Raw genomic sequence first — 12,298 nt, 5'->3', positions numbered from 1 at the left:
GGGAAAACCAGACCAACCAGCCAACGACATGAACGGACGTCAACGATGACTGTGCCTACACTTACCGGCCCGGCAACGGGCGCCCCCGGCGGAACCCCCGCCCGTCCCGCCCTGGGTGCGCAACTGCTGCGCCGCAAGCCGATCGCCCAGATGGTCAGCGAGGCCGAGAGCAACGGCGGCGGCCCCCGCCTGGTCCGGAGTTTCGGCGTCCTTCAGCTGACCATGATTTCCGTGGGCGCCACGCTGGGAACCGGGATCCTGGTGATCCTGGGGGAGTCCGTACCCCTGGCCGGCCCGGCCATCTGGATCTCCTTCGCCATCGCCGGGCTCGCCGCCCTGCTGTCCGCCGTCTCATACGCGGAGATGGCCGGCATGGTCCCGGTGGCCGGCTCCAGCTACTCCTACACATACGCCACCATGGGCGAAGGCATGGCCTGGATCTGCGGCTGGTGCCTGGTGCTCGAGTACGCAGTTTCCGTCGCCGCCGTCGCCGTAGGAGCGGGGCAGTACGTCAACGAAACCCTGGCGGTGTTCGGCTCGGTCCTCCCAGATGCGGTGTCACAGCCGCCCGGCGACGGCGGCGTGGTCAACATACCGGCCATGGTGATCGTGGTGCTGGCCACCATCCTGCTGGTGCGCGGCGCAAAGGAGAGCGCCTGGATCAACACCTCCATCGTGGTGGTCAAGGTAGGCATCCTCCTGTTCTTCTGCGCCGTGGCGTTCACCGCTTTCAACGCCGGCAACTTTGAGCCGCTGCTGCCCATGGGAGCCGCCGGCGTCTCAGCCGCAGCCTCCCGTGTGTTCTTCTCCTACATCGGATTCGATGCCGCCTCCACGGCAGGCGAGGAAGCCCGCAATCCCAAGCGTGACCTGCCCCGGGCCATCATGCTTTCCATGCTGATCGTCACCACCATTTACGTCCTGGTGGCTGTCGCCGCGATCGGTGCCCGGCCGTGGGGCTGGTTCGACGGCACCGAGGCTGCGCTGGTGAAAATCCTCGAGGAAACCACCGGCCAGCCCTGGATTGCCCTGGTGTTTGCGGTGGGCGCCGTGCTGGCCATCGCCAGCATCGTCCTCACCGTGCTGTACGGCCAGACGCGTATCCTGATGTCGATGTCCCGCGACGGCCTCATCCCCAAAATCTTCGGCCGCGTTTCCCGCCGCACCGGCACCCCTGTTGCCGGCACGCTCCTGGTGGGAACCGCCGTCGCCCTCACCGCCGGGCTGGTGCCCCTTGGCGCGCTCGCCGACGCCACCAGCATCGGCACCTTGTTCGCGTTCGCCCTGGTCAACGTGGCCGTCATCTACCTCCGCCGGACCCGGCCCGAGCTGGAGCGGACCTTCCGGGTGCCGCTCTTCCCGCTCACGCCCATCCTCGGGGCCGCGATGTGCGCCTACCTGATGGCCAACCTCGGCGCCGACACCTGGGTGGTGTTCGCCGTCTGGATGCTGGTGGGCGTAGCCGCCTACTTCGGCTATGGACGCCGGAACTCCAGGGTGGCTGCCATGAGCAATGAGGAATACCGTGAGCTGTCCGGTCCCCGAACTCCAATCCAGCAAAACCCCGAAACGACGAAGGCAGAAATCTCATGACCATCGCCACCGAACTGCCGGCATCCGACCCGTCCAGCACCTCCGCCGGCCCGGCTGCTCCTTCCAGCACGGACGGCGCCGCAGCCGGTCCCATCACCATGCTGAACCCGGATTTTCCGTTCAGCTACGACCATTATCTGGCGCATCCGGACGGACTGGGCTCCGTGCCGGCCGAGCTGCTGGGGACCGAAGTCGCCGTCATTGGAGCGGGGCTCTCCGGCCTGGTCACGGCGTACGAGCTCATGAAGCTGGGGCTGCGGCCGGTTGTCTATGAAGCCGACCAGATCGGCGGACGCCTCCGCACGGCAGCGTTCCCCGCGGCGCCCGGAGTAGTGGCAGACCTCGGCGGCATGAGGTTCCCGGTCTCCGGCAGGGCCTTCTACCACTACGTGGACCTGCTGGGACTGGACACCCAGGAGTTTCCCAACCCTCTGTCCCCGGCTACGTCCAGCACCGTGATCGAACTGGCGGGCAAGAAGCACTACGCGGAAAAGCCGGGCGACCTCCCGCCGTTCTTCCGCGAAGTTGCGGACGCCTGGAAAGCCGCTGTGAACGACGGCGCCAAGTTCGTTGAAATGCAGGACGCCATCCGGTCCAGGGATACCGCCAGGATCAAGGAACTCTGGAACGAACTGCTGCCCCTGATGGACGAGCAGACCTTCTACGGCTTCATCGCGGCCAGTGACTCCTTTAAAAAGGCAGGCTTCGCGCACCGGGAGGCCTTCGGCCAGGTGGGCTTTGGCACGGGCGGGTGGGACACCGACTTCCCGAACTCGATCCTGGAGATCCTCCGCGTGGTGTACACCGACGCCGATGACCAGCACCGGCTCATCAGCGGGGGAGCGCAACGGCTGCCCGAGGCACTCTGGCGGCACGCGCCGTCGGGCATGGCGCACTGGCCCGACGGAACGTCCCTGGCCTCCCTGCACTCCGGCTCGCCCCGCGGCGCCGTCGGCAAAATCAGCCGCGACCCGGACGGCACCCTGCGGATCCGCGAACGCTGGGGCCGCGAGGCCAGCTACCCGGCAGTGGTCACAACGTGCCAGTCCTGGCTGCTCTCCACCCGGATCCACACCGAGGAGGCGCTGTTCCCCGCGGAGCTGTGGACGGCCATCGAGCGCTCGCACTACATGCAGTCCTCCAAGACCTTCGTGATGGTGGACCGGCCGTTCTGGAAGGACACCGATCCTGGCACCGGCAACGAGGTGCTCTCCATGACGCTCACGGACCGGCTCAACCGTGCCACCTACCTGCTGGACAACGGGCCGGACCAGCCCGCCGTCATCCTGCTCTCCTACACCTGGAACGACGACGCCCTCAAGTGGCTGGCGCTGGACGCCGACGAACGCGTGGAACTGATGCTGCATTCGCTGGAGCAGATCTACCCGGGAGTGGATATTGCCAGCCACATCGTGGGCCAGCCCATCACGGTTTCCTGGGAGGCCGACCCCAACTTCATGGGCGCCTTCAAAGCGAACCTGCCCGGGCACTACCGCTACCAGCAGCGGCTGTTCACGCACTTCAAGCAGGACGCCCTGCCCGAATCGCAGCGGGGCATCTTCCTGGCCGGCGATGACGTCTCCTTCACCGCCGGCTGGGCCGAGGGCGCCGTGACCACCGGCCTGAACGCGGTCTGGGGCGTGGTGAACCACCTGGGCGGTTCCTCCGCGCCGGGCAACCCGGGCCCGGGCGAACTGCTGGACGCCATCGGGCCGATAAGCCTGGACTAGGAGCGGGCCCGTCCTACGGGGTGTGCAGCTCACGGTGGGCCGCAGCCAGCTCGCGGTAGCGGGCGGCGTTGGCGCGGACGCCGTCGTACTCCTCCTCGGTGAGTTCCCGGCGGACCTTGCCCGGGACCCCGGCCACCAGCGAGCGCGGCGGCACCACCGTCCCCTCCAGGACCACGGCGCCGGCGGCAACCAGCGAGCCGGCGCCGATCACCGCCCCGTTGAGGACTGTGGCGCCCATCCCGATCAGGCAGTCGTCCTCCACGGTGCAGCCATGGACGACGGCGGCGTGCCCCACGCTGACGCGTTCGCCCACCGTGCAGGGGAAGCCGGGATCGGCGTGCAGCACCACGTTGTCCTGCAGGTTGCTGCCTTCACCCACGGTGATGGCAGCGGTATCGGCCCGGACGGAGACGCCGTAAAAGGCGCTCGAGTCCCGAGCGAGGGTTGCGTCGCCGATGATCGAGGCCGTCGGGGCAACAAAAACGGATACGTGGACGGCCGGGGTGGTCCCGGCGAAGGGGTACAGAGGAGCCATGGGCCAAGCCTAGGACACTGCACGCACAGGCGTCCGCATCTCGCCCCGCAGGGGACCTTGGGCCTAATGACGGCCTGGGGCCCGATGGCTACGCTGGGCCCATGGAACTATGGCGAGCGGGAATTCCGGGCCTGCACCTGCGGCCGGCCGGGCGTGGGACAACCAGCCGGTTCCGGCAGGTCATGGGAAAGATCGAGCGGCTCAATGCCCTGGACACCCCCGTAGAGGCGGCCAGGCCGCTCGCCGGCCGCCTGGTCCGGAATGAGCGAGTCCGGAACGTGCTGCACGGCAAGGCCACCGCCATTCCCCTGCACCCCGTCCTTACCGACGTCCCGTTCGGGGCCTGGTTCATGGCCGTTTACCTCGATTTGTACCCGGATGCCGGGACGCAGCGGGCGGCGACCCGCCTGATAGGCCTCGGTGTCGTGGCCGCTGTGCCCACGGCGCTCAGCGGATGGGCCGAGTGGGCTCTTGCCGGCAGGCAAACGCAGCGGGTTGGCGTGGTTCATGCCGGATTGAACGCGTCAGCGGTTCTCATCTTCGCCGGATCCTGGGCTGCCCGGCGGCGGGGCCGGCGCAGGCTGGGAGTCGGCCTCGCCCGGCTCGGGGCAGTGGTGCTGATCGCGGGAGGCTTCACCGGCGGCTACATGGGCAGGGACCGGGGGGAAGACCGGGTGTGAGGTCCGGCCCGCGTCCCCGGAGCCGGCGCCCTGTCAGTTAAAGACCACGGTCCGGTTGCCGTCCAGCAGTACCCGGTGCTCCGCATGCCACTGAACGGCCTGGACCAGGGTGCGGCCTTCCACGTCCCGGCCCATCTGGACGAACTGCTCCGGGGTGCGGGCGTGGTCCACGCGGATGACTTCCTGCTCGATGATGGGGCCCTCATCCAGTGCCGCCGTCACGTAGTGCGCTGTGGCACCGATCAGCTTTACGCCCCGGGCGTGGGCCTGGTGGTACGGCTTGGCGCCCTTGAAGGACGGCAGGAATGAGTGGTGGATGTTGATGGCCTTGCCGGTGAGCTCGGTGCAGAGCTCGTCGGAGAGGATCTGCATGTAGCGCGCCAGGACGGTCAGTTCGATGTCATGCTCGGCGATGATGGCCCGAAGCTTGTCCTCAGCCTGGACCTTGGTGTCCTTTGTGACCGGGATGTAATGGAAAGGAATGCCGTAGAATTCGGCCAGCCCCGCCAGGTCCTGGTGGTTGGAGACGATGGCCGGTATCTCGATGGGAAGCGTCCCGGACCGCTGCTGGAAGAGGATGTCGTTGAGGCAGTGGGCGGAGGTGCTGGCCATCACCAGGGTCCGGACCTTCTGCCCCACAGCGTTCAGGCTCCACTGCATGCCGAAGGCTTCGGCGACCGGCTCCAAAGCGGCCCGGAGCTCTGACGCGGGGGCCGCCGTCGTCACCTCCACCCGCATGAAGAAGTTGCCGGTGGCCGGGCTGCCGTACTGCTGCGAATCCATGATGTTGCACCCTGCGACCAGCAGGGCTCCGGCCACTGCATGGACGATTCCCGGGCGGTCCGGGCAGGACAGGGTTACTACGTACGCTTGGTTCAGCTGCTCTTCATTCACGCCTACAAGGTTACCCGCGCAGCGGAGCTGGGATTTGGTAGGCTGGTGGGGTCGCAACTGGCGTTGGGTGGCTAACCACCAGGGAGCGGCAATCACGAAGACCACGGATCGTACGCCTGGGCCGAGGGTCATGTCTTGCCGGATTTGGGGCTGCACCTGCGTCAGTGGTGCAACACCATGCCCGCAACTTTCCCGCGCTGTCATCAGTGCGGCGTGAAGGTGCGCCAGCCGGTAGCCTGACCTTAGCAGTGCCCGTACGCCTAGCCAGGAGTTCTTCGTGACTACAGCCACCTCCACCACCGCCGTCAGCAACCAGCCGCTGGCCGAGCTTGACCCAGAAATCGCAGCAGTCCTTGACCAGGAGCTCGGCCGCCAGCGCGGCACCCTGGAGATGATTGCCTCCGAGAACTTCGCCCCCCGCGCCGTCATGGAAGCGCAGGGCTCGGTCCTCACCAACAAGTACGCCGAGGGCTACCCGGGCCGCCGCTACTACGGCGGCTGCGAGTACGTTGACGTGGCAGAGCAGCTGGCCATCGACCGCGTCAAGGCCCTCTTCGGTGCCGAGTACGCCAACGTCCAGCCGCACTCCGGCGCCCAGGCCAACGCCGCTGCACTCTCCGCCATGATCACCCCCGGCGACAAGATCCTGGGCCTGTCCCTGGCCCACGGTGGCCACCTGACCCACGGCATGAAGCTGAACTTCTCCGGCAAGCTCTACAACGTGGCCGCCTACCAGGTGGAGGAGGACAACTTCCGCGTGGACATGGACAAGCTCCGTGAGCAGGCCATCGCGGAGAAGCCCCAGGTGATCATCGCCGGCTGGTCCGCCTACCCGCGCCACCTGGACTTCGCTGCCTTCCGCTCGATCGCCGACGAAGTTGGCGCCCTGCTCTGGACCGACATGGCGCACTTCGCCGGCCTGGTCGCCGCGGGCCTGCACCCCAGCCCGGTGCCGCACTCCGACGTCGTCACCTCCACCGTGCACAAGACCCTCGCTGGCCCCCGCTCCGGTGTGATCCTGGCCAAGCAGGAGTGGGCCAAGAAGCTCAATTCCAACGTCTTCCCGGGCCAGCAGGGCGGCCCGCTCATGCACGTCATCGCCGCCAAGGCCGTGGCCTTCAAGATCGCCGGCACCGAGGAATTCAAGGAGCGCCAGGAGCGCGTCCTTGAGGGTGCGAAGATCATTGCCGACCGCCTTAACCAGGCCGATGTTGCCGAGGCCGGCGTCTCCGTCCTCACCGGCGGCACGGACGTCCACCTGGTCCTCGTTGACCTGCGCAACTCGCAGCTGGACGGCCAGCAGGCTGAAGACCTCCTGCACTCGGTGGGTATCACCGTGAACCGGAACGCCGTTCCCTTCGATCCCCGTCCGCCGATGGTCACCTCCGGCCTGCGCATCGGCACCCCCGCCCTGGCCACCCGCGGCTTCGGCGCGGCCGAGTTCACCGAGGTGGCCGAGATCATCGCCACCGCGCTGAAGGCCGGCAACAGCGCGGACGTGGAGTCCCTGCAGGCCCGCGTGGACAAGCTCGCCGCCGACTTCCCGCTGTACCCGCAGCACGAGCAGTGGTGATCCATGACTGAGATGACCAAGACCGCGCGGATCCTTGACGGCAAAGCCGCAGCGGCAGCCATCAAGTCCGAGCTGAAGGAACGCGTGGCCGCGCTCAAGGCCAAGGGTGTCACTCCCGGCATTGCAACAGTGCTGGTGGGTGCGGACCCCGCGTCCCAGCTGTATGTGTCCATGAAGCACAAGCAGTCGGTGGAGATCGGAATGAACTCCATGCAGCGTGAGCTGCCGGCGGACGCCACGCAGGCACAGGTTGAGGCCCTTATTGACGAGCTCAATGCGGACCCCGCCTGCCACGGGTACATCGTGCAGCTGCCGCTGCCGAAGCACCTGGACACGGACGCCATCCTGGAGCGGATCGACCCCGCCAAGGACGCGGACGGCCTGCACCCGACCAACCTCGGCCGGCTGGTGCTCAACGTCAACGGGGAGATCACCTCGCCGCTGCCGTGCACGCCCCGCGGTGTCATCGAGTTGCTGGTGCGCAACGGCTACGACCTCAACGGCAAGCATGTGGTGGTGGTTGGCCGGGGCGTCACGATCGGCCGCTCGATCGGTTTGCTGCTGACCCGGCGGGAGGTGAATGCCACCGTGACCCTGACGCACACCGGCACCACCAACATGTCGGAGCTGCTGCGGCAGGCGGACGTCATTGTGGGTGCCGCCGGTGTCAAGCACATCGTCAAGGCCGCCGACGTAAAGCCGGGCGCAGCCCTGCTCGATGTCGGTGTCACCCGCGAAACCGACCCCGAGACGGGCAAGAGCAAGGTCCACGGCGACATCGAACCCGCCGCTGCCGAGGTGGCCGGCTGGATTTCGCCGAACCCCGGGGGCGTTGGTCCCATGACTGTCGCATTGTTGATGACCAACGTGGTGGAAGCCGCGGAACGCAGGGTGGCACAGGGAAACGGTCCGGCAACTGCCGGCTAGTTCCTTTTCTTCACGCCCGACGGCGGTACCGCACCTTACTGAACAAAGGTGCGGTACCGCCGTCGTACTTTAAGCGCAGAACCTTTGGCGCAGAACTGAAAGTCCCCTTCCACCTGCCCGCGCGCTCTACTAGTCTGCGGAGGGTGCACAACAAAGCCACCGTGTCCTCCGGCGCCGAAAACGGCGCCGTCCAGCCAGCCCAAGCGCCATCCGCCGAAGCCCGCCGGACCGTCATCACGGCAGAAAACCTCACCAAGACCTACGGTGACGTTGCCGCAGTGGACGGCATTTCGTTCAGCGTCCCCGCAGGGGAGTCCTTCGGCCTGCTGGGGCCCAATGGTGCCGGCAAGTCCACCACCATGAAGATGATCGGCGGAGTCACCCGGCGCACCTCCGGCGCCCTCCACATCATGGGCCTCGACCCCGACCTGCACGGGCCCGAGGTACGGGCGCACCTGGGGGTGGTGCCGCAGCAGGACAACCTGGACGAGGAACTCCGGGTCCGCGACAACCTCCTGGTCTACGGCCGCTACTTCGGCCTGCCCATGAGCTACCTGAAACCAAAAGCCGACGAGCTGCTGGAGTTCGCCCAGCTGACGGACAAGGCAAAATCCAAGGTGGACGCGCTGTCCGGCGGTATGAAGCGGCGCCTGACCATCGCCCGTTCACTGATCAACGAGCCCCGGATCCTGCTGCTGGATGAACCCACCACCGGGCTCGACCCGCAGGCCCGCCATATCCTCTGGGACCGCCTGTTCCGGCTCAAGGAACAGGGCGTCACGCTTATCCTGACAACCCACTACATGGACGAGGCCGAGCAGCTCTGCGACCGGCTGATCGTGGTGGACAAGGGCAGGATCATGGCTGAGGGCTCGCCCGCGCAGCTGATCCGCGAGCACTCCACCCGCGAGGTGGTTGAGCTGCGGTTCGGGTCCGAGCGGAACACCACCATCGCCTCGGAACTGCAGGGAATCGGGGAGCGGCTGGAAGTACTGCCGGACCGGGTGCTGATATACGCGCACGACGGCGAGTCTGCCCTTGAGCAGGTGGCGTCCCGCGGCCTGCGGCCGCTGACATCCCTGGTGCGGAGGTCCTCGCTGGAGGACGTGTTCCTGCGGCTGACAGGCCGAAGCCTTGTTGACTGAGGGCCCTGCGGTGACGGAGGGCCCTGGCAAGGAGGCCCTGCAGGCCCACAGCCCCGAAACAGCAGCCGCCAAGGCAAGGCGCTGGGGCGCGTTCTATTACGCCGAGCAGGTGCTGCGGGTGATGAAGGGCTACGGCTGGTCCATCATCATGTACAGCGTGGGCCACCCTGTGGCCTATCTGTTTGCCATGGGGGTGGGCCTGGCCACCCTTGTTGATGCCCAGGGTGCCGGAACCTTCGGGGGAGTGGGCTATGTGACGTTCGTGGCCCCGGCGCTGCTGGTTTCCGCGGCCGTTATGACGGCCGCCAACGAGTTCACCTTTCCGGTCATGGACGGCTTCAAATGGCGCCGCACCTACTACGGCCCGCACGCCTCGCCGCTGACCCCCCAGCAGATTGCGGCGGGCCACATCATGGCGGTGACCCTGCGGCTCCTCCTGCAATCCGCCGTCTACTTCGCCGCAATTGTCCTCTTCGGTGCGGCGCCGGGCGGCTGGGGCTGGGCCACAATAGTGGTGGCGACGGTCGCCGGCCTTTCCTTCGGCCTGCCGCTCATGGCGTACTCGGCATCCATTACCGAGGACAAGGGCCAGTTCGCGCTGGTGATGCGCTTCATCGTGATGCCGCTGTTCCTGTTCTCGGGGACCTTCTTTCCGCTGGACAGCCTTCCGCTGGCGGTGCGCTGGGTGGGCTGGATCTCGCCCATCTGGCATGCCACCGAACTGGGGCGCGTTTTCAGCTACGGGTACCAGCAGCCGCCGCTGCTGACCATCCTCCACGCCGTGGTGCTCGCGGGCCTTGCGGTGCTGGGCTGGGTCCTGACCCGGCGGCAGTTCGCGGCAAGGATGGGCCGGTGAGCGCCGGGCTGCCACTGAAGAGCGCACCGGACCAGGCCCGCAGCAGGACGTTCGGACCGCTGTATTCCCGCAACGCCAGGGCGGTGGTTTCGCGCGGCCTGCTGGCCACACGAAGCACCAACTGGCTGGTGATGCTCTCCGGATTCTTCGAGCCGGTCCTGTTCCTCATCTCCATGGGTGTGGGGCTCGGCTCTATTGTCGGCACGGTCCAGGGTCCCGGCGGCGGAGAGATCAGCTACGCCGCGTACATTGCCCCGGCCCTGCTGGCAGTCTCCGCGATGAACGGTGCGGTCTACGACTCGACGTGGAACGTGTTTTTCAAGATGAACTTCGCGAAGCTGTACCAGGGAATGCTGTACACCTCGCTGGGGCCGCTGGATGTTGCCTTGGGGGAGATCTTCCTGGCGCTGCTGCGCGGCCTGCTCTACGCCATGGGGTTCACGGCGGTGATGGGGGTTATGGGGCTGATTACCACGCCGTGGGCGCTCCTGATGGTGCCGGCCTCGGTGCTGATTGCCTTCGGGTTTGCGAGTATCGGGATGGGGATCACCAGTTTTTTGAAGACCTTCCAGCAGATGGACTGGGTCAACTTCGTGATGCTGCCCATGTTCCTCTTCAGCGCCACCTTCTACCCGCTGAGCGTCTACCCTCAGGCCATCCAGTGGCTCATCCAGGCCATGCCGCTCTGGCACGGTGTGGAACTGCTGCGCCAGATCAGTGCGGGCGCGTTCACCGCTGCCACCCCCATCCACATCGGCTACTACCTGGTGATGACCGCCGTCGGCATGCTGCTCACGACTGTCCGGCTGCGGCAGCTCTTCCTGAAGTAGCCCAACTGGGTAGCAGCAGATGTCGTTTAGAGGTGTCTAAAGGACAGCTGCTCCTACCTACTTGGGTCTGTTCGCCGGGGGTGGAAGGCGGCGGGAGCATACTCCGGCGTTTGAGAGAATGGGTTCATGCAATCTCTGGGCAGCTCCAAGTCATCCTCCAAACCCGCCAGGGGTGGATTCTCCATGTTCCGTATCAGCGGGCCGGGACTGATGGTCCTCGTCACGGCGTTCGTTGTGGCTGTCATCTTCGCGGCCAACCAAAACGACGTCGTGGGCTGGGTTGTCGCCGTCATCGCCGCCTTCTGGCTTGCCCTTGCCTGCTTTGTGGTCTTCAGCATCCAGAAAGCCGCCAAAAAGGCCGGAGCCAAGCTGACTGAAGCCCAGAACGCCTTCACCACCGCTGCGGGGCGGGGCCCCTACGCCGCGGGAGACCATGGCGGCACCCGGGTTGTCGCTGAGCGCAGCCAGGCGGACGAGGTCCGGGACCTCAAGCTGGACCACTCCTTCAAGATCGTCCAGGTGCAGATCCGCGTGGTGGAGGAGGAGCGTGCCAAGGGCGCCACTGCGAACCAGGACACCATCAACCGGGCCCTGGAAACCATTGAGATCACAGCCACCAATGCACGGGACATGATCAAGTCCTCCGGCGGCAGCGGAGAGCCGGTCACCGGAACCATCATCGACTAGAGTGGAGCGGGTGATCTCGGCATTGAAGAAGGACCACCTTCGCATCGCTTCCGTTAATGTCAACGGCCTCCGGGCTGCCTACAAAAACGGCATGGCGGCGTGGCTCGAGCCGCGCGGAGTGGACATCCTCTGCCTGCAGGAAGTCCGTGCACCTGACGCCATCGTCCGGCAGTTGCTCGGCGAAGGCTGGCACATCCTGCACGCCGAGGCTGAAGCCAAGGGCCGGGCCGGCGTCGCGATCGCTTCCCGGGACGAACCCCTGGCAACCCGCAACGGCATTGGCGATGACTACTTTGCCACCGCCGGACGCTGGGTGGAGGCCGATTTCCGGTTTGCCGATGCCGCCGGACACCCTGTCCAGCTGACTGTTGCAAGTGCATATGTCCACTCCGGTGAGGTGGGCACGCCTAAGCAGGACGACAAGTTCCGGTTCCTGGATGTCATGACCACGCGGCTGCCGGAACTGACCAAGCACAGCGACCACGCCCTGGTGGTGGGTGACCTCAACGTGGCCCACACGCCCCTGGATATCCGGAACTCGAAGGCCAACGTCAAGAAGGCGGGCCACCTGCCGGAGGAACGCGCGTACTTTGACCGGTTCTTTGGCGAGGAGATCGGCTGGCGTGATGTCCACCGCAACCTGGCCGGCGAGGTGGACGGACCCTACACGTGGTGGTCCCAGCGCGGGAAGGCGTTCGACAACGACACCGGCTGGCGCATCGACTACCACCTGGCCACCCCGGCCTTGGCTGCAGCGGCCATCTCAGCCGTTGTTGACCGGGCGCCATCGTGGGACACCCGCTTCTCCGACCATGCCCCGCTGGTAGTGGACTACCAGCTCTAAGCCC

At 66.5% G+C, this 12,298-nt stretch carries 12 protein-coding genes; 10 read left to right on the top strand and 2 right to left on the bottom strand.

The genetic code is table 11. The features are described 5' to 3' along the window. The first annotated feature begins 45 nt into the window (after positions 1-45). Positions 46-1,593: an amino acid permease gene (locus ACIQF4_RS07250; protein ID WP_350004288.1), complete on the top strand. Its 1,548-nt coding sequence runs from the start codon at positions 46-48 to the stop codon at positions 1,591-1,593. Then, on the top strand, positions 1,590-3,323 hold the full coding sequence (locus ACIQF4_RS07245; protein ID WP_400515233.1) for a flavin monoamine oxidase family protein: 1,734 nt from the start codon (positions 1,590-1,592) through the stop codon (positions 3,321-3,323). The genes ACIQF4_RS07250 and ACIQF4_RS07245 overlap by 4 nt, the downstream gene beginning before the upstream one ends. 13 nt (positions 3,324-3,336) lie before the next feature. On the opposite strand, the gene ACIQF4_RS07240 is transcribed toward ACIQF4_RS07245, so the two are convergent. Next, positions 3,337-3,858 carry a gamma carbonic anhydrase family protein gene (locus ACIQF4_RS07240; protein WP_400515235.1) on the bottom strand — a complete coding sequence of 174 codons (522 nt, stop codon included), beginning with the start codon at positions 3,856-3,858 and terminating at the stop codon, positions 3,337-3,339. Between the two features lie 101 nt (positions 3,859-3,959). Between ACIQF4_RS07240 and ACIQF4_RS07235 the strand changes: the two genes are divergently transcribed. Next, positions 3,960-4,538, top strand: coding sequence for a DUF2231 domain-containing protein (locus ACIQF4_RS07235; RefSeq protein ID WP_400515237.1), 579 nt, complete (start codon positions 3,960-3,962; stop codon positions 4,536-4,538). A gap of 33 nt (positions 4,539-4,571) precedes the next feature. Here ACIQF4_RS07235 and purU read toward each other — a convergent pair whose 3' ends face one another. Beyond that, positions 4,572-5,432 (bottom strand): formyltetrahydrofolate deformylase, encoded by an 861-nt coding sequence (gene purU, locus ACIQF4_RS07230; RefSeq protein WP_350004284.1) that lies wholly within the window; start codon positions 5,430-5,432, stop codon positions 4,572-4,574. 277 nt (positions 5,433-5,709) lie between these two features. Here purU and glyA point away from each other — a divergent pair, with 277 nt between their 5' ends. The 7 genes from glyA (at position 5,710) to ACIQF4_RS07195 (ending at position 12,294) form a co-directional block, all read left to right on the top strand. Continuing rightward, complete coding sequence (gene glyA / locus ACIQF4_RS07225) at positions 5,710-7,005, top strand: serine hydroxymethyltransferase (protein ID WP_104185421.1); 1,296 nt, start codon at positions 5,710-5,712, stop codon at positions 7,003-7,005. A gap of 3 nt (positions 7,006-7,008) precedes the next feature. Continuing rightward, on the top strand, positions 7,009-7,932 hold the full coding sequence (locus ACIQF4_RS07220) for a bifunctional methylenetetrahydrofolate dehydrogenase/methenyltetrahydrofolate cyclohydrolase (RefSeq protein WP_350004283.1): 924 nt from the start codon (positions 7,009-7,011) through the stop codon (positions 7,930-7,932). Between the two features lie 143 nt (positions 7,933-8,075). Beyond that, positions 8,076-9,077 (top strand): ABC transporter ATP-binding protein, encoded by a 1,002-nt coding sequence (locus tag ACIQF4_RS07215; RefSeq protein ID WP_400515240.1) that lies wholly within the window; start codon positions 8,076-8,078, stop codon positions 9,075-9,077. Between the two features lie 10 nt (positions 9,078-9,087). Next, positions 9,088-9,933, top strand: a complete 846-nt coding sequence (locus tag ACIQF4_RS07210; protein WP_400515242.1) for an ABC transporter permease — start codon at positions 9,088-9,090, stop codon at positions 9,931-9,933. Beyond that, positions 9,930-10,763 carry an ABC transporter permease gene (locus ACIQF4_RS07205; protein WP_400515244.1) on the top strand — a complete coding sequence of 278 codons (834 nt, stop codon included), beginning with the start codon at positions 9,930-9,932 and terminating at the stop codon, positions 10,761-10,763. Before ACIQF4_RS07210 ends, ACIQF4_RS07205 begins: the two co-directional genes overlap by 4 nt. Before the next feature lie 126 nt (positions 10,764-10,889). Continuing rightward, positions 10,890-11,450, top strand: coding sequence for a hypothetical protein (locus tag ACIQF4_RS07200; RefSeq protein ID WP_231455897.1), 561 nt, complete (start codon positions 10,890-10,892; stop codon positions 11,448-11,450). Between the two features lie 10 nt (positions 11,451-11,460). Then, positions 11,461-12,294 carry an exodeoxyribonuclease III gene (locus tag ACIQF4_RS07195; RefSeq protein ID WP_350004279.1) on the top strand — a complete coding sequence of 278 codons (834 nt, stop codon included), beginning with the start codon at positions 11,461-11,463 and terminating at the stop codon, positions 12,292-12,294. Positions 12,295-12,298: the final 4 nt, after the last annotated feature.

The sequence above is a fragment of the Pseudarthrobacter sp. NPDC092202 genome (assembly GCF_044755505.1).
GTDB lineage: Bacteria > Actinomycetota > Actinomycetes > Actinomycetales > Micrococcaceae > Arthrobacter.
The sequence above is the reverse complement of the archived record's forward strand: the minus strand, read 5'-3'. Positions and strand labels throughout refer to the sequence as shown.

Bases quoted from the DNA above. Each gene is read 5' to 3' on its own strand.
- ACIQF4_RS07240 (WP_400515235.1), bottom strand. From the start codon at position 3,858: ATGGCTCCTCTGTACCCCTTCGCCGGGACCACCCCGGCCGTCCACGTA.
- ACIQF4_RS07200 (WP_231455897.1), top strand. From the start codon at position 10,890: ATGCAATCTCTGGGCAGCTCCAAGTCATCCTCCAAACCCGCCAGGGGT.
- ACIQF4_RS07245 (WP_400515233.1), top strand. From the start codon at position 1,590: ATGACCATCGCCACCGAACTGCCGGCATCCGACCCGTCCAGCACCTCC.
- ACIQF4_RS07235 (WP_400515237.1), top strand. From the start codon at position 3,960: ATGGAACTATGGCGAGCGGGAATTCCGGGCCTGCACCTGCGGCCGGCC.
- ACIQF4_RS07250 (WP_350004288.1), top strand. From the start codon at position 46: ATGACTGTGCCTACACTTACCGGCCCGGCAACGGGCGCCCCCGGCGGA.
- ACIQF4_RS07220 (WP_350004283.1), top strand. From the start codon at position 7,009: ATGACTGAGATGACCAAGACCGCGCGGATCCTTGACGGCAAAGCCGCA.